Origin of the sequence: Ornithinibacillus bavariensis (genome assembly GCF_018333235.1) — a bacterium.
Classification (GTDB): domain Bacteria; phylum Bacillota; class Bacilli; order Bacillales; family Amphibacillaceae; genus Ornithinibacillus; species Ornithinibacillus bavariensis.
This window is the reverse complement of sequence record NZ_BORP01000003.1, coordinates 168,734-184,420: the sequence shown is the minus strand read 5'-3', so window position 1 is coordinate 184,420 and position 15,687 is coordinate 168,734. Positions and strand designations below refer to the sequence as shown.

The following is a 15,687-nucleotide window of genomic DNA, read 5'->3' as shown; positions in this document are numbered from 1 at the left end:
CAGTAATATGGTATGATAAACTTACTTTTTTTTAGGAGGATATTCGGGTTCTATGAATGGGAATTGGAATGAGTTTTGGAATGCATTTTTAACACCATGGAATTTAATTGATTTAGGAATTGCTATAGGTATCTTTTTATTATTCCTTTTGTTTCGCAAAATTTTTACCAAATATATTTTTGCTATTTTAAAGCAATTTGTCAGTCGTTCTAACAGCAGTCTTCTGACAAATATTTTACGCTCATTTGAACGGCCGGTTCAGTGGGTGTTTGTTATTCTCGGGATCTATGCGGCAGTTGCCTATTATCCGTATTTAAATGAGGACAATGAAGCATTTCGGACTGCTATTAAGATAATAATGATTATTTTGCTGACATGGGGCCTTGTCCGCTTATCATCCACCTCGTCCAATTTATTTCGTAATATAAATGAAAGGACAACGATAAATATTGATGAGATCCTGATTCCGTTTCTGTCAAAGGCATTACAAGTAGTTATTATTGCTATAAGTATTAGTGTTATATTAGCTGAGTTTAATTATAAAATTGATGGCTTAGTAGCAGGTCTGGGTCTGGGTGGATTAGCTGTATCGTTAGCCGCAAAGGATGCATTAGCAAATGTTGTCGGAGGAATTGTCATTATTTCGGAAAAACCATTTACAATTGGTGATTGGATTCGGACACCAAGTGTCGAGGGAAAAGTAGAAGATATTACCTTCCGTAGTACAAAGATTCGAACTGCTGCCCAGGCTCTTGTAACGCTTCCCAATAATACACTGGCAAATGAGGCCATTACAAACTGGAGCAAAATGGGGAAGAGACAAGTATCCTTTTACTTAAGGATTAAGTATGATACTCCACGAGAAAAAATTGAACGTGTATTGGAGCGTATTCGTTCCCTATTACAAGAAAGCAATGAAGTGCACCCTGAAACGATTCAGGTCAATCTAGAGAATTACATGGACAATGGTTTTGATATCTTGATTTATTTCTTTACAAAGACGACAGATTGGGGAAAATATCTCGAGGTTAGGGAAGCTATCAATTTTAAAATTATGGACATTCTTGCTGAAGAAGAAGTAATGGACATAGCAAAATAATATTTTTGTTCGGGTACTAATTTAGTACCAGGTATTATTAGTTTGTGGTAAAATAAAGGTAAGCATGAGAAAGAATAGAGGAGAGAAACATGTATAAATTAGCAGCCAATGTGGTAAAGGCGTTTCTTAGCCTTTTTGGAAGGATAAAAGTTTATCAAAAAGACAATCTGCCAAAATCCGGCAGTTATGTTATTGCATGTACTCACACAGGCTTTGTTGATATCTTATGGTTAGGAATTGCGACGATGCCAACACAAATTCATTATATGGCAAAAAAGGAATTATTTCAGTCGAAGTTCACGAAATGGTTAATGGAGAGCTTACATGCCTTTCCAGTTGATCGTGAAAATCCTGGACCAAGTGCAATCAAGACACCTCGAAAGCTACTGAAAGAGGGGAAGGTTGTTGGGATTTTTCCTAGTGGAACACGTTCCAGTGAAGGTGCTCCACTTAAACGTGGTGCGGTAACCATTGCGGTACATGCAGATGTGCCGATTGTTCCAGCAGCATATGTCGGCCCAAATAATTTTAAAGATTTATTTAAGCGTATTAAGCCTAGACTTATTTATGGAGAACCAATTTATTTACCTGAGGGAATATCCAAAAAGGAAGCCATGGATGTTCTAATGGAAGAGTTAGATAAGGAAATGAATTTGTTACAGGAAAAAATACAATAAAAATCCTTCGCAGGTCCCGTTTAAGAGATCTGTGAAGGATTTTTTTATATCATCTTATGGAATTTAATAGATTTATTTAATGCATACATAATCGGAATACCGATTGCCAAGACTATTAATTCACTAGCCGCCAAAGTCAGCCAAGTAGGTAAAAATGGTGTAATCGGTTCGAGGATTTTTAATTCCCATGCGATGATGAACATATTAAATGTAAAAACGATAGTGTTTGTTATTAATAATGCCCATTCATTCTTTACAAACTTGGAAATTAGTATGACGATCCCTAGTGATATTGCGGAATGTCCCACACCAAATAGTAAGTCTAGCTTGGATGGCGACATTAACAGATTGGCTAAGAATACTCCAACTACAATTCCAAAAAAGTATTTCTTATTGAAAACAATAAGATGGTTAAATATTTCAGAAATACGAAATTGAATATTCGTAAATCCGAATGGTGCAACTAGTGCGGTTACTGCAATATAAAGAGCAGCTACTAGTGCATTGACAACGAGTGTCTTTGCTTTCATATTAATCTCTCCCTTAGTTTTTTTACGTGGGATGGTTTCGAACCACGTCTTGCTAGAACTTATCTAGTATAGTACAAATTGTTAAAAATAGAAAGATGTATTTTAATCTAGAATGCCTTTAAATTAGACTAGTGTAAGATTTAAAGGAGGATAACTACTTGACAGAGCCTTAAATTAAAACTATACTTACAATTAGTAAGTTAGTGGATAATAGTTACTTTTTGGAAGGGAGTATCTGCTTATGGAAAAGAGATTCTTTCAAAAACCGACCATATTTGTCGGAGAAGTGAATATAAAGGTTTTAAATATTGCAAAGTCCTTGGCTTTTTATCAAAGAGTCTTTGGATTCGCGATTCTGGAGCAATCAGAACGGAAGGTAGTCCTTTCTGCTGATGGGGTACAACCACTTCTAATCCTCGAACAGCCGGAGGATATTATGGCAAAAGTGGGTAGAACAACAGGGCTTTATCATTTTGCAATTCTTCTACCTAGACGTGCAGACTTAGCAAACTTCCTCAAGCATCTTATTCAAACGGAGGGACCATCTATTCGATTAGGCGCATCTGACCATTATGTAAGTGAGGCACTTTATTTTGATGACCCAGATGGTAATGGTATCGAGGTGGCAAGCGATAAGCCATCGATGGATTGGAACTGGAATAATGGGCATGTTGATATGGCTACGGTAGCATTAGATGCTAGCAACCTGTTAGCAGAGAGTGATAAGGATTGGGATGGTATACCAAAAGATACGGTTATGGGGCATATTCATTTACATGTAGCAGATTTGGAAGAGACAGAAAACTTTTATGTCAATGGGCTTGGGTTTGACATTGTAACAAGATATCCTGGAGCGTTATTTGCTTCAACTGGTGGGTATCATCATCATTTGGGGCTAAATGTCTGGAATGGTGTAGGGGCACCTGCTCCAGCTGCTAATAGTGTCGGACTAAATTGGTTTACGTTAGTAGTACCAGATGAAATAACGAAGGAAAAAATTATTGCCAGACTTAGCGAGATAGGCGTAAGTACGGAAACGATTGGAAATTCTACTGTGGTAAAAGACCCTGCTGGTAATCAGATGCAATTGAGGGTTAGTGAATAATTTGTAAAAAATAAAGATGAGGAAGTTTTAGACCTCATCTTTACTTTGGTAATTAATCCTTTTAGTTTGCAGCTTTTTGGCCAACGGTCTTTAGCACTTCAATCATCGTTTTTTTATCCTCTTCGGTTATCCCATCAAATAAAGCTTCAATCACTTTTTGATGCTGTGGGAAGATATTATCCATCAACTTCCTGCCTTCCGCAGTTATCTGAATGTATACGACACGTCTATCGTCCTTACAATTATTTCGTTCAATTAGTCCTTTTTTCTCTAATTTATCAATAACATAGGTGATAGAGCCCGTATTGATGAGGACAGCCTCTGAGACTTCTCGAACGGTTAATTTTCCTTTATGATATAGAACCTCTAATATCTCAAAGTCAGAGGTACGCATTCCATAATTACTAATATCTTTTTTAATAAGCTCTTGCACTGATTTTGATGCCTTCATTAGAACGATAAATGCTTTTAAGGAAAGATTTTCGCTCATGGTTCCACCTTCTTATTTTTCGTTATAAATGATGCTGAATTTATTATGAATTAAATTATTTTTAATTAAGTATATTTTAGGGAGTTTATGTTTTCTTGTCAAATAATTAATATCAGCGGACTTTTGGGGATTATGGCGAGGAGATAAAAGAGGGGATAGTCCCCTCTATGAGAATATGTTGCTAATTTCTTCTATTTCACTAGCTGAAAGCTGGACATCTAATGTCTTTAAATTTTGCAGAATTTGTTCAGGCTTTTTTGCTCCAGGGATCACTGTATCGATTGCTTCCTGAGCTAGATACCATGCTAATACAATGTTGGACACCTCTACTTGCTTTGCATTCGCAATCGTACGTAGCTTTTCAACCTTTGATAAATTTTCCTCAAATTCTTTGCCTTGTAAATGTGGCATATTCGCTCGGAAATCCTGGAAGGTAGTTTCTGTGCTGTATTTTCCAGCTAATAATCCTGATGCAAAAGGAAAATATGGAACAAATGAAATTTGGTTTTGCAAAGTATATGGGAAATACTCTTGCTCTGCTTTACGGTTCAACAAATTATAGTGTCCTTGAATAACATCCACATAGCCATCCTGATTCGCTTCTTTAAGCTGGTCTAATGAGAAGTTAGATACGCCGATTGCCCTAATTTTTCCAGCATCCTTCAATTCCTTTAAAGCACCAACAGCTTCATATTTTGGTGTAGACTCATCGGGATAGTGAATATAGTACAGGTCAATATAATCTGTTTGCAGTCTTCTAAGACTTGCCTCAACGGATTCCTTCAAAAAGGCAGGGGTATTAACAATTTGCTTATCTTCCCCAACGAATTTTTGTGCACCTTTTGTTGCAATAATCACATCGTGACGATTTCCTATTTCTTTTAAAACTTCACCAACTAACTCTTCAGAACGACCGTTTCCATAGCTAAAAGCTGTGTCAATAAAATTTAGTCCTTGGGCAATAGCGGTTTTGACAAGATTTCTATTGGCTTCTTCATTCAGTCCTGGGTATAAATTGTGGCCACCAATGGCATTTGCTCCAAGACCAATTGGATTTACAATCAAGTCTGTTTTTCCAATTCGTACTTTTTTAGACAATACAAAATACCTCCTTCCAAGTATTAATCTCATTTTATAAATAAGGGTAAGGAAACACAAGAAATAGGGAACCTCGTCATGGATGGCTCCCTATAGCGTGCTATCTGATCTTTAAAAACTGCATTCGCTTGTTAAATAAAGTTGGGTAGGAAAGAAACCCTAGCATGATACTGGTCACAACTGCTGTTGTTAATAGAATGAATAAGATAAGCAACTGAAATTGGACTGCTTGTACAGGATCAGCTCCTGCTATAATTTGCCCACTCATCATCCCAGGTAACTGGACGAGCCCGATTGTTTTTTGGCTTTCAATTGTTGGAATCGTACTCGCTTTAATGGATGTAATTAATTGCGTATGAATTGCTTGTTTTGGTGTCCCACCTAAGGTTAGAATCAGTTCGGTTTCATCTTGGCGATTTTCTATCTCAGCAGTAAAACGATTTAAAAAAAGTATTCCCAAAACCATTGAATTACCGATTACCATGCCACTAATCGGGATGATATATTGTGGTGTAGGTGGCACGATGCTAAAGCCTAGCAAGATGCTTTGTGTTAATGCTTCAATAAAAACGAATGTAATGAAAAGCTTCCAGGTAATTCCTCGAATGGATGCTCCTTTTTTCCGAGCATTCTGGGTTGCTGCCCCAATCATTAATAAAATCATGAGGAGAAGGAAAATGATATTGTCCGCTTCAAATACATATTGCAAGACATAACCAACCGCTAGTAATTGAATAATTGATCGAACTGTTGCAATAAGTGTATCCTTTTCTAACCCAAGTCTTAATGTCCGTGAAAGGACTAGAGGGATAAGGACGAAAATTAATGTTAGTGATAGGGCGAGATAGCTCATACTATTTCCCCCTTTACGAATTCTTGGACTCGTTTATCCTGTGGATTCCTTAATAAGGAGCTTTCTCCCGATTCAATCAGTTCCCCATTCATCATCACCCATGTGTATTGTCCAATTCTTAATGCTTGTTCAAGATTGTGGGTGATCCAAATCATCGTCGTCCCGTATTTTTCGTTAATTTTTTCAATTAATTCCTCAATGTCATGCTGAGACACTCGGTCGAGGGAAGAAGTAATTTCATCTAGTAATAATACTTCGGGTTGATTCACTAATGTACGTGCGATGGATAGCTTTTGCTGCTGACCACCTGATAACTCCTTAGCATTCCTCATCAAGAAATCCCCATCTAATCCAACATCATGAAGTAATTCTTTTGCGAATTCGATGTCAATTGTCTTACCCTGCAATCTAAGTGGTAGTTCAAGGTTCTCTAATACACTACCGCTTATCATTGTAGCACTTTGTAATGCGATGCCTACCTTTCTGCGTAGTTCTACTGGATGAAAGTTAATGATTGGTTTTCCTTTAATTAGAATTTCCCCTGAATCAGGAGAACGTAATCCATTACATAGTTTAAACAAAGTTGATTTTCCAGCACCTGATGGACCAACAATGGTTGCGATTTTACCCTCAGGGAAGTAGCCATTAATGTTTTTTAATATTTTTAGATCATCGGCAGAATAATTAACATCTTGAAATAAAATGGCAGTTTGACTCATTTTGTCACTTCCTTATGTGATTTGGCTATTTTTAATGTTCCTTATAATCGGAGGTTAAATTCTTTAACCATTCAACTTATAAATATAAAAGAGAAAGGGCAATTATTTCAAATATATTATATTTATGTTACAATTTTTGAAAGGTTTTGAATATTATTAAATGATTATTTGGAGGATTTCATGTGAAAAAGTATTCTATTTCTTTCCTATTAATAATAGGGATATTTCTTGTCGGATGTGCGGAAAATCCAGCATTGAAAGGGATGAAGGAAGAGGCTGTTAGGTCGCCTGATAGCATTGAAAATGAACCTGATAACCAAGAAAGTCATGGGGAGAGCGAAGTGCCTACAGTTGATATAGGAACAGAAGAAAAATCAACGCTTGTTGCTCTTGATGTTTGGTGTTGGAAAGAGGAAAGTCTCTGTTCGCTGAAGCCAAATCCGCCAGAGGAGCAATTATATGGTTGGGAACCGTTAGGAGTAGAACCAGGTGAGGTATTTAGTTTTTCTATATCCACCAGTGGTCAACCTAAATCAGACCACATCTACAATCCAGATAGTATTGAATTAACTCAGGTTAATTTTGATGAAGAAAAAAAAGTAGAAGTCAATAATAGACAAATAACTGCACCCATGGAAAAAGGGAGGTACTATTACTACCTTAAATTACAATGGGACGGAGACCTAGTAGGGCAAGCTTATTATGTTTTTGGCATCATTGTTCAGTAATTCTACGAATAGGGGGTGTTTTTTTGTTAAAGCTAATTATTTTTGAAATAAAGAAGTTGTGGAATACCATTTTTTTTCGAATACTTTTGGTAGTATTGCTTGTATTTTTTATTGCATATTATGTGTTTGTTTATATCAATACAACCCGTGTTGAGGATGAAATTAGCCCAGTAAAGGAAGAAATTCAAATAACGGAACAAAGACTTGAAGAAAATAGAAGGGCTTTAGAATCTGCTGAAGGTGCTAAAGCAATGGAACTACAGTCTTCTATTGAGTTTGATGAGGATTGGTTAGGAAAAAGACAAACGACTTTAGAATTATTAGAAGAAGAAAATTGGGATGCTCTACTACAAATAGAAATAGAAGAAACACAACCAGTAATTGACACAAAGAAATTTCAAAATGAAACACATACATATACCCATCCAACATTATTTACATTAGAAACCTTTGTGGAAATGAGCAAATGGATGCAAGATAAAGATGTTACACCTCTATTGCCAGTGGATAGGTACTTTTCTTATGTAACGCTATATGATAGGGAGGTTTCTAGTAGTAGCTTAGAAGAAGCAGAATCCATAATGAATTATATAAAAGAAAATAGTAATAAATATTCATCTGCCAGCATTCATTATCTCTTTCGATTGTTTGGTTTATTGTTTAGTTTTACTGGTGTCATATTCTTTCTTTTCCTATTCGGAGATATTGTTACGAAGGAAGGACTAGGCCGACATGGACCGTTCCATTTATTGCAAACACAACCGATTGGTAGGTATAAAATTTTAACTAGTAAATTTATAACAGCAATTTTTGTTAGTATATTCATACTGGTGACAGCAGTAGGATTTTCTATAATAGTTGGAATTATTTTTGATCGTTTTGGTGACTGGGACTATCCAGTACTAATCTATGGTGAGGATAGAACATTTACGCTCATGAGTATGGGAGTATTTCTAATAAAAGCTGCAGGTATGTTTATGCTAATACTATTATTCTGTTATTCTATTTTATTCCTGTTTTCGATTATGACCAAACGTGTAGTTGTCTCCATAGGATTAACCCTTGCGACGCTATTTATTGGACTGAAAATGAGTGGGGTATTACAAACATCCAGCGTGACACATTATATCCCATTTCAATATTTCTCCGTATTTGAAGTATTAACAAATGAATTAGCACTAAATATGGCTAATTTTAATATCACTTTTACAAACGGAATGATTTCATTAAGTATTTCTAGTTTTGTTCTATTAGTTGTAACGTATGTTGTATATAGCCTGCAAACTAAGATGGGTAATTAGAGAAATGGGAGTGATGACGTGATTGTAGATGTGAGCAATTTAAAGAAACGATATAAAAAGCAAATGGTGTTAAAAGGAATAGATATAAAAATAGAGACACCACAGATTATTGCTTTAGTAGGTCCAAACGGTTCAGGGAAGACTACTTTATTGAATTGCATGACCAATCTCCTTTCCTTTCAAGAAGGAGAAGTAACGTTGTTAGGAAAGAAGCATACCGATGCGTCCCTTTTTCATCAAGTATCTTATTTACAGGATAACCGTATCCTATATGGAAATCTAACGGGCTATGATCATTTGAAATTTATTTGTAGTGTACAAAAAATAGCTAATTCTAAGATTAAAGAGGTGGCGGAGCGTGTTGGTATGGAAAAGTACTTGAAAAAGCGAGTCCGTAATTATTCTCTTGGGATGAAACAGCATCTACTACTCGCCATGGTTATTATTAATGAACCAAAGCTTTTATTAATGGATGAACCAATAAACGGACTAGATCCAACTAGTGCGATTAATATGCGCGAGATTTTACTAGAGTTACATAAGGAAGGGACATCAATTATTGTTTCTTCCCATAATTTAGATGAAATTGATCGATTAACGAATACGATTTACTTTATGAAGGATGGCGCACTTTTAAAGGAATCCCTAAAAGACATATCATCGAAACGGTATTTAGTCACAGTAAGTGATATCGAAAAGGCCAAAAAGGGCTTAAACGAAAGGAATATTTCTTTCTCCATAACTGACCAGCTTCAATTGGGATTTGAAGAAACAGATATTGACCTGCAGAGCTTTATTGATTCGTTGAATAACAATGATGTTGCGATTACAGATATAGAAGTACAAAAAGTAGGTGCAGAGAAGCGGTATCGTGAGTTGTTTGAAGAGGAGCTATCCTCATGAGGCTACTGTCATTCGAGTTAAAAAAGATAGTTTTTAGTAAAAAGTTCTTGTATATCTTAATCGGAATTGTTATTTGTGTAGCTTTTCTGATGGCTCGTAATATCATATTTGAATCATCTATTGAAAAAGAGGCCAGAGAACGGATTGATGAGCTATTAGAGAGTAATTTCTCTAATGCAAAGATTCATCAATCTATTCTCGAGGATGCCCCAGAGAATGAAGAGCATAAGGAACTTCAACGGTTAAATAGTGCGATGATTAATAATTTATATGAAACAAGGAATTTACTAGCACCTAATCAGTTTCAGGAAAGGTTGAGACTACAGAATGAGTACTATTCGACTGCTAAGGAGTATAAAGAGAAGGGTGGGGATCATTCGTTAACCTTTCAGGAAATTTCCTATTCTTTAGCATTAAACGAAAAATTGCTCGATTCGAATATCCCTCCTGAACATGAAGTCTATAGTAGAGCGTTTCCGAATTTTATTAAACAAGTGGTAGATTTGTTTATTAGTTTTGGGGCGATTCTTATTGTCTTGTTATTAGTAGGGGAAATTATGTCATCTGAATTTGAGAATCGTTCTATTAATTTATTGTTTACTCAGCCATTGAATCGTACGCACATTATTTCAAGTAAATTCTGGAGTTCGATTATTATTTATGTAATAACAATCGGATATTTATTAGTAGTAACCTCAATTATTGGGTATGTTTTTGGATATAAAGGGTCATTTAATTATCCTATTGTAATAGAAGTAAATCAGCGGATAGAACTTTTAACCATATCGGAATATATGCAATTAGCAATTAGTATGGTATCGGTAAGTATACTCATGATAATTTCTCTTTGTTTATTGCTTAGTTTGTTCTTTAAACATACATTAGCCACACTTTCTGGTGTCTTAGGAATATTACTAGCTGGTTATGGATTGACTACAATTGCTTCGTGGAATCCATTAGCTTGGTTCAATCCATTTCAATATTTATTACCAGGAGAAAGTATTCAATTTCAAAATGGAAGGGTTTGGTGGCAAGGAGTTCCAGCTATTCTTGTATTGACAGCTATTTTTTATTTAGTAGCTAGGCAGAAGATCAGGAAGAGTAAGGTGGAATAAATCTTACTATGTTAAGGAAATTTACTGAACGCCTGTGGAATTTTGTGATTTCACAGGCGTTTGCTATTATTTAACATTAGTAACGGACTCGTCGTTATATACAAAAATAGTTCTATATTAGAATACGGTACTAAACCACTATACCGTTCCAAATCTAGAGCTTTATTATAATAAAGGAATGCACTCTTTTTACAGTTATTGGAATTCCATTATATAGACAAAAATATGTTCTTTACTATGTTGCCTTTATTTACCAGCCTTGTCACTTAAAAACCGTATTGTCTATATTGTCTTGTTAAACTAAAGCACCTTTTCTTTTATTACACATTATGGTCGTAAAGTGTAGAAGTAACTCATTTGTTTCTATTCAACAAAAACACCTTATTAAAGTCGATATTCAACACATCTGTCATCTCATTTATTTAAAGATGGCTAAGAATATTAACAAGCTTACCGAATGGATCTTTTACAAAGAAACGTCGAACCCCCCACGGTTCCTCAATTGGTCCATACTCAATTGGAATATCTGCTTTTTTTATGCGAGTAAGTGCATCATCGAGATCATCAACTTCAATTGACAAATCAGGCACAGGTGTCCCTGAACCACCCTCAGAAAGAAAGCTTATTTGAGTCTCCATTTTCTCATGCGAACCGAAAGTCGCAATAAATCCCATATCCATCAGTTCATCAAGTCCAAGCACTTCCCCGTAAAAGTACTTTGCTTTAGATATTTCCTGAGTCTCAACATTGGCAACTATTCGAATGACCTTCATTAGTACACTCTCCTTAAAATACTACTTTTTTATCTTGTTTTGTTGGTATTTAAAAATAACTAAATTACATTTTTTACATCTTAATGCAGGGATTTTCTTTATTTTAAAAATTGAATCACCCATTAATACTTCACTTCCAGAATCGTAAATGATTGAATCAGCCGATTCTGACCAACAAATTCTGCGAGGAGAAAAAATATACCCCTGCTTTACCTCATTACTACATTCAGGACATCTTACAGTATTGTTCATATTTAGTACACTTCCTTTCCCATCTTTCTAATTTTTCTACCATTTCCCTTCTTGAATTAAATTGCCCCTTAGTCGAAGTACTTATTATTCTAAATGTTAAGTTTATTTTAACATAAAGATTCAATTCTTAACTCAAAGTCCCTTACAATAACCCCGAATTTGATAGGATTACCAATATCTCTAAAGTAACTTTATAAATAATAGTGTATTTTTGTTACTTTCAATGTAATCCATGTTCTGTTATTTGGTATATAATATTAAGTATTTAAAAGATAATTTAGAATTTATTGGCAACCATGTTATGATTACGATAAGGATTTGTGGATACGTGTATAAAAACGAAAGAGCAGTTATACAAATTTTAAATTTCTTAAATTGATACTTTTAGCTATTTGAATTGAGAATAACATTTAAAGAAGAAGGAGAAAAAATGAAGAAATATAATTTATCAAAAACCATAGGAATTGTTTTAGGGACTTTAATGGTAGTAACATCCTTTGGTTATGGCTTTTTATATGTAGTTGGAACATCTTTAGGAAATGCACTCGGCTCTATTGTTGATAGAACAGGTACAGACATACTTTCTATTGGGATTATATTATGTGTTTGTATTTTAGGTATATTAACAGGAATAGGTTGTTTTGGCTTGAAATTTAAAGGTTTGAGAATGGCGTACCTTGGATTCTGCTTGATAATGGGAATTGCATTTCTTGTTATTTATTTTATTTCGATAGGGTCTCTAGGAACTAAATATGAAGTTTGGATTCTTTTTATGGGCATTATTTATTTTTTATTAGGGTATTTTGTGAAAAAAGAGAGATAAAACCTGCTTCATATTGTGGTGTTTTCTACTCAGCTAACAAGCAGAAATAGAACAACAAGAGGACAAAAAGGAGTACTAATGATGATTACAATACTAAACCAACTAAAAGAATTTGGCGTGCATAGTATTATTAGTGATGAACAAATTATTTTGGAAATATTAGAAGACATCATCAGTGAAGCCAACCAAATCGATGGTCTTATTAATGATCTCTTAAACAAAATGGAGAACAGGAATTTTAAAAAAGTGTTGTTAGAATGTCCTAGACTTCATTTGCAACGATTAAATTGCACGAAGGCTAAGATGAAGATTAAAGGTGAAAGGGTTATTTATAGAAGTTCGCTAAGACACCCAATAAATATTAGGAAATTAGATTACGAGGTATGGCCAATCAATGAGAGGAAATCAGTTTTATTTCTATCTGAAGTAATGGATAGGAATATAGATGATACAGCAAAATTTTTGATGAGTATGAAAACGGAATTGCCTTCACAAGTCCAGAGAATGTTCACTGTTTATGTAGTTGAAAATGAGCCTGTTGGAGTGGTATTTCCTCACCTTGAACCAGATAGGGACAAGGAAGGACGTATTTTTTGGATAGGTATTCACCCTAAATTTCAAGGGAGGGGACTTGGTAAGGATCTACACCTAATAGGGCTATATAGGCTGCGAAATGATTTCAACGCAGTCTCTTACCTCGGTGCAACGGAAATTAACAATAATCCGATGCGAAAAATAATGATCGATAATGGATGTATTGAGAGTAAGAATACAGTTATTTCATTAGTTTACTCTGGTTAACAAAATTTAAATAGTATGCTAGCTGAAGCGTAAAGGGGGAATTTAAATATGCAATTTGGACCTGATCCGAATTCAATCTACCCAAATGAGAATATTAAAAGTATATGCTTTATTAAAAACGTGATAACCCGCCCCAATATTACTGTTGGTGACTACACATACTATGACGATATAAATGGTGCTGAAAAGTTTGAAGAGCATGTTACACATCACTATGAATTTATTGGAGATAAACTGATTATCGGAAAATTTTGCGCAATAGCAAAGGGAATTGAATTTGTAATGAATGGTGCAAACCATAGAATGTGCAGTGTCACAACGTATCCATTTAACATTATGGGCAATGGCTGGGAGAAATCAACTCCAACACTTGCTGAATTACCCTTTAAAGGTGACACGATAGTTGGAAACGATGTGTGGATCGGTCAAAATGTCACGGTTATGCCAGGAGTACATATTGGTGATGGAGCTATCATTGCAGCCAATTCTGTCGTTGTAAAAGATGTTCCTCCATATCATATTGCAGGCGGAAATCCTTGCAAAATTATTAAAAAAAGATTTGATGACGAGCTTATTGATTTTCTCCTTACCATGAAATGGTGGGATTGGCCTGCTCGTAAGATTTTTGATAATCTTGAGGCCCTATGTAGTGGAGATCTGACAAAGATTAAAGCAATTTCTTAGCTCATTATGAGCAAAATGGGTGGACTAAAATGGTGTAAATAAGGGAGATTGATAGTTTGAAATGGGTTCTTGCTATTCTGCTTATTTTGATTGGAGCAGTTTTGTTTTCACTAACCATTGGTGATATGGGAGAAATCGGTCATATAATAATGAAAATATTAGGTTTTGGATGTTTATTTCTTGCTAGTTTTATTGTAAGAAGTAGGAGAGGAAAAAATTTATCCTCTTAATCAAACACGTGCAAGAGATTGGGAAAGGATCATCATATAGATGGTCTTTATTTTTCAAACATATATACTGAATATTATGCTAATATTCAGCTTAAGGGATTTAGTACTTACTGGAAAGTTTAGTTAATATACGATAACGAGAAAAGGATAATAAGTTAACGATTTAAAGAATCTGGTCAAGCTTACTATGGTTTAAACTTATATTCCATTGAAATTGGAGGGTGTTCTTTGTATTTGGAAATCTTTCAAGAGATAGTTCACATGATGCATAACGATTATGCGGGTTATATTGATAAAAAAGGATGGGACAATCCACAGGAATTTGAAAAGAAGATCATGAATTTGGAATACAGTGGAGAACTAAATACCAATTTGTTTGCTGAAATCGTTGAAGACTACCTAATCGATTTTAAGGATCCTCATTTGTTCTTTCAAATTAGTAAATCTGATGAACAGAAGGAAATCGATTATGGGTTTAGAGTTAGAAGGTTTAAGGATAAATTGTACATAACTTCTGTAAGTAAAGAACAGCGTTTAAAGCTTGGGGATGCAATTATTTCGCTTAATAATATCCCCATTCAAGATTTAGTAGAAAGACATCAACGTGAGTTAATGGAAACTAAGGCCGAACGAGAGGATTGGAGAAAAATAATTCAAAAGTACAGTATAGCTGAGGTGCTGGATACCAAAGGAAAAAAACAGTTAATGGAATTGAAAAGGTATGAAAAAGCGGAGTACGTCCCAGAACATTCCATAACAAAAGTCGATTCAGATACATTATGTCTGAAAATAACAGACTTTTTTAGTGCCGATCCAATAGAAGAATTAGTAAATCAATATAAGAGTGAACTTAAGCAAAAGAAGAATCTTATTATTGATGTCAGAGTTAATTATGGTGGTAGTACATTAGCTTATGCCAGCCTGGAAAAATATATTTTCCCAAGTGGTTCGATGAAAATTGATTTTCTTGATTATGAAATGGAATTTAATTGTACAGACCGAAATGCAGAATTAATGATTGAATCAATCAATGATGGACTCGATAAAATTGACAATGAAGAGCATCGTAAAAGTCTCGAACAATGGAAAGAAACATGGGTAAAGAATAAAGGAAAAGGATTTGTTTCCTTTGAAGGAAAATTTGTTGAGGTAGACATGAAGGGGCTAAGGAGTCCTGAAAATATTATTCTATTAATTGATAACTATTGTGGCAGTGCTGGGGATATTTTCGTTTACTTATGCAAGAAGTCACCAAAGGTAATAGTCGTGGGAAGACCAACAATGGGACTCAATGATTATTCCAACTTAGCTATTAAAAAGTGGCATGATGTATTTGAATTATACTATCCTACATCAAGGTTAAAGTCATTAGATCATCGGGGATCTTTGTCTAATCCGGGTATAAAACCCGATATCTATATTCCGTGGTCACCAGAGCATATATATAAGGATGTTGATATGGAAGAGGCAATACGTATTTTAAAGAATTTAGAAGTAGTATAAAGG

Annotated in this window: 19 protein-coding genes and 1 riboswitch; of the genes, 12 read left to right on the top strand and 7 right to left on the bottom strand. The window is 34.8% G+C overall.

Annotated elements, in window-relative coordinates:
* Window positions 1–52 precede the first annotated feature (52 nt).
* Window positions 53–1,099 (top strand): mechanosensitive ion channel family protein, encoded by a 1,047-nt coding sequence (locus tag KI338_RS09610; protein ID WP_212920789.1) that lies wholly within the window; start codon window positions 53–55, stop codon window positions 1,097–1,099.
* An 89-nt stretch (window positions 1,100–1,188) separates the two neighbouring features.
* A complete protein-coding gene (locus KI338_RS09605; RefSeq protein ID WP_212920788.1) occupies window positions 1,189–1,776 on the top strand; it encodes a lysophospholipid acyltransferase family protein in 588 nt (195 codons plus the stop codon).
* A gap of 44 nt (window positions 1,777–1,820) precedes the next feature.
* Here the strand turns inward: KI338_RS09605 and KI338_RS09600 are convergent, their stop codons facing one another.
* A complete protein-coding gene (locus tag KI338_RS09600; protein WP_212920787.1) occupies window positions 1,821–2,306 on the bottom strand; it encodes a QueT transporter family protein in 486 nt (161 codons plus the stop codon).
* Window positions 2,307–2,313: 7 nt separating this feature from the next.
* Window positions 2,314–2,358, bottom strand: a riboswitch (PreQ1 riboswitch).
* Between the two features lie 189 nt (window positions 2,359–2,547).
* Here KI338_RS09600 and KI338_RS09595 point away from each other — a divergent pair.
* Window positions 2,548–3,411, top strand: coding sequence for a VOC family protein (locus KI338_RS09595; RefSeq protein ID WP_212920786.1), 864 nt, complete (start codon window positions 2,548–2,550; stop codon window positions 3,409–3,411).
* A gap of 61 nt (window positions 3,412–3,472) precedes the next feature.
* Here the strand turns inward: KI338_RS09595 and KI338_RS09590 are convergent, their stop codons facing one another.
* The 4 genes from KI338_RS09590 to KI338_RS09575 all read right to left on the bottom strand — a co-directional run bounded on the left by KI338_RS09590 (window position 3,473) and on the right by KI338_RS09575 (window position 6,571).
* Window positions 3,473–3,901 (bottom strand): MarR family winged helix-turn-helix transcriptional regulator, encoded by a 429-nt coding sequence (locus KI338_RS09590; RefSeq protein ID WP_212920785.1) that lies wholly within the window; start codon window positions 3,899–3,901, stop codon window positions 3,473–3,475.
* 165 nt (window positions 3,902–4,066) lie between these two features.
* Complete coding sequence (locus tag KI338_RS09585) at window positions 4,067–4,999, bottom strand: aldo/keto reductase (protein ID WP_212920784.1); 933 nt, start codon at window positions 4,997–4,999, stop codon at window positions 4,067–4,069.
* Window positions 5,000–5,099: 100 nt separating this feature from the next.
* Window positions 5,100–5,852, bottom strand: a complete 753-nt coding sequence (locus KI338_RS09580) for an ABC transporter permease (protein ID WP_212920783.1) — start codon at window positions 5,850–5,852, stop codon at window positions 5,100–5,102.
* The gene (locus KI338_RS09575; RefSeq protein WP_212920782.1) at window positions 5,849–6,571 is read right to left on the bottom strand and encodes an ABC transporter ATP-binding protein; all 723 of its coding nucleotides are present in this window, start codon (window positions 6,569–6,571) and stop codon (window positions 5,849–5,851) included. Before KI338_RS09575 ends, KI338_RS09580 begins: the two co-directional genes overlap by 4 nt.
* A 182-nt stretch (window positions 6,572–6,753) precedes the next feature.
* On the opposite strand from KI338_RS09575, the gene KI338_RS09570 reads away from it, so the two are divergent.
* From KI338_RS09570 to KI338_RS09555, 4 genes are read left to right on the top strand one after another with little or no spacing between them, the layout of a single operon-like run.
* A complete protein-coding gene (locus KI338_RS09570) occupies window positions 6,754–7,299 on the top strand; it encodes a hypothetical protein (RefSeq protein WP_212920781.1) in 546 nt (181 codons plus the stop codon).
* A 23-nt stretch (window positions 7,300–7,322) separates the two neighbouring features.
* Window positions 7,323–8,600 carry an ABC transporter permease subunit gene (locus KI338_RS09565; protein WP_212920780.1) on the top strand — a complete coding sequence of 426 codons (1,278 nt, stop codon included), beginning with the start codon at window positions 7,323–7,325 and terminating at the stop codon, window positions 8,598–8,600.
* A gap of 18 nt (window positions 8,601–8,618) precedes the next feature.
* Window positions 8,619–9,503, top strand: coding sequence for an ABC transporter ATP-binding protein (locus KI338_RS09560; RefSeq protein WP_212920779.1), 885 nt, complete (start codon window positions 8,619–8,621; stop codon window positions 9,501–9,503).
* Complete coding sequence (locus tag KI338_RS09555) at window positions 9,500–10,618, top strand: ABC transporter permease (protein WP_212920778.1); 1,119 nt, start codon at window positions 9,500–9,502, stop codon at window positions 10,616–10,618. The genes KI338_RS09560 and KI338_RS09555 overlap by 4 nt, the downstream gene beginning before the upstream one ends.
* Before the next feature lie 422 nt (window positions 10,619–11,040).
* Here the strand turns inward: KI338_RS09555 and KI338_RS09550 are convergent, their stop codons facing one another.
* Window positions 11,041–11,391 (bottom strand): VOC family protein, encoded by a 351-nt coding sequence (locus KI338_RS09550; RefSeq protein ID WP_212920777.1) that lies wholly within the window; start codon window positions 11,389–11,391, stop codon window positions 11,041–11,043.
* Window positions 11,392–11,412: 21 nt separating this feature from the next.
* Window positions 11,413–11,643, bottom strand: a complete 231-nt coding sequence (locus tag KI338_RS09545; RefSeq protein WP_212920776.1) for a PF20097 family protein — start codon at window positions 11,641–11,643, stop codon at window positions 11,413–11,415.
* A gap of 430 nt (window positions 11,644–12,073) precedes the next feature.
* On the opposite strand from KI338_RS09545, the gene KI338_RS09540 reads away from it, so the two are divergent.
* From KI338_RS09540 to KI338_RS09520, 5 genes are all read left to right on the top strand, one after another.
* Entirely contained in the window at window positions 12,074–12,466 is a 393-nt protein-coding gene (locus tag KI338_RS09540; RefSeq protein WP_212920775.1) for a hypothetical protein, read from the top strand.
* A gap of 78 nt (window positions 12,467–12,544) precedes the next feature.
* Window positions 12,545–13,267, top strand: coding sequence for a GNAT family N-acetyltransferase (locus KI338_RS09535; RefSeq protein WP_244853528.1), 723 nt, complete (start codon window positions 12,545–12,547; stop codon window positions 13,265–13,267).
* Between the two features lie 48 nt (window positions 13,268–13,315).
* Window positions 13,316–13,951, top strand: coding sequence for a Vat family streptogramin A O-acetyltransferase (locus KI338_RS09530; RefSeq protein WP_212920774.1), 636 nt, complete (start codon window positions 13,316–13,318; stop codon window positions 13,949–13,951).
* 56 nt (window positions 13,952–14,007) lie between these two features.
* Window positions 14,008–14,181, top strand: coding sequence for a hypothetical protein (locus KI338_RS09525; protein WP_212920773.1), 174 nt, complete (start codon window positions 14,008–14,010; stop codon window positions 14,179–14,181).
* A 228-nt stretch (window positions 14,182–14,409) separates the two neighbouring features.
* The gene (locus tag KI338_RS09520; protein WP_212920772.1) at window positions 14,410–15,684 is read left to right on the top strand and encodes a S41 family peptidase; all 1,275 of its coding nucleotides are present in this window, start codon (window positions 14,410–14,412) and stop codon (window positions 15,682–15,684) included.
* Window positions 15,685–15,687 lie beyond the last annotated feature (3 nt).

Excerpts from the sequence above, each read along its gene's own strand:
- KI338_RS09610 (WP_212920789.1), top strand. The coding sequence starts at position 53 with ATGAATGGGAATTGGAATGAGTTTTGGAATGCATTTTTAACACCATGG.
- KI338_RS09605 (WP_212920788.1), top strand. The coding sequence starts at position 1,189 with ATGTATAAATTAGCAGCCAATGTGGTAAAGGCGTTTCTTAGCCTTTTT.
- KI338_RS09600 (WP_212920787.1), bottom strand. The coding sequence starts at position 2,306 with ATGAAAGCAAAGACACTCGTTGTCAATGCACTAGTAGCTGCTCTTTAT.
- KI338_RS09595 (WP_212920786.1), top strand. The coding sequence starts at position 2,548 with ATGGAAAAGAGATTCTTTCAAAAACCGACCATATTTGTCGGAGAAGTG.
- KI338_RS09590 (WP_212920785.1), bottom strand. The coding sequence starts at position 3,901 with ATGAGCGAAAATCTTTCCTTAAAAGCATTTATCGTTCTAATGAAGGCA.
- KI338_RS09580 (WP_212920783.1), bottom strand. The coding sequence starts at position 5,852 with ATGAGCTATCTCGCCCTATCACTAACATTAATTTTCGTCCTTATCCCT.
- KI338_RS09575 (WP_212920782.1), bottom strand. The coding sequence starts at position 6,571 with ATGAGTCAAACTGCCATTTTATTTCAAGATGTTAATTATTCTGCCGAT.
- KI338_RS09555 (WP_212920778.1), top strand. The coding sequence starts at position 9,500 with ATGAGGCTACTGTCATTCGAGTTAAAAAAGATAGTTTTTAGTAAAAAG.
- KI338_RS09550 (WP_212920777.1), bottom strand. The coding sequence starts at position 11,391 with ATGAAGGTCATTCGAATAGTTGCCAATGTTGAGACTCAGGAAATATCT.
- KI338_RS09545 (WP_212920776.1), bottom strand. The coding sequence starts at position 11,643 with ATGAACAATACTGTAAGATGTCCTGAATGTAGTAATGAGGTAAAGCAG.
- KI338_RS09540 (WP_212920775.1), top strand. The coding sequence starts at position 12,074 with ATGAAGAAATATAATTTATCAAAAACCATAGGAATTGTTTTAGGGACT.
- KI338_RS09535 (WP_244853528.1), top strand. The coding sequence starts at position 12,545 with ATGATGATTACAATACTAAACCAACTAAAAGAATTTGGCGTGCATAGT.
- KI338_RS09530 (WP_212920774.1), top strand. The coding sequence starts at position 13,316 with ATGCAATTTGGACCTGATCCGAATTCAATCTACCCAAATGAGAATATT.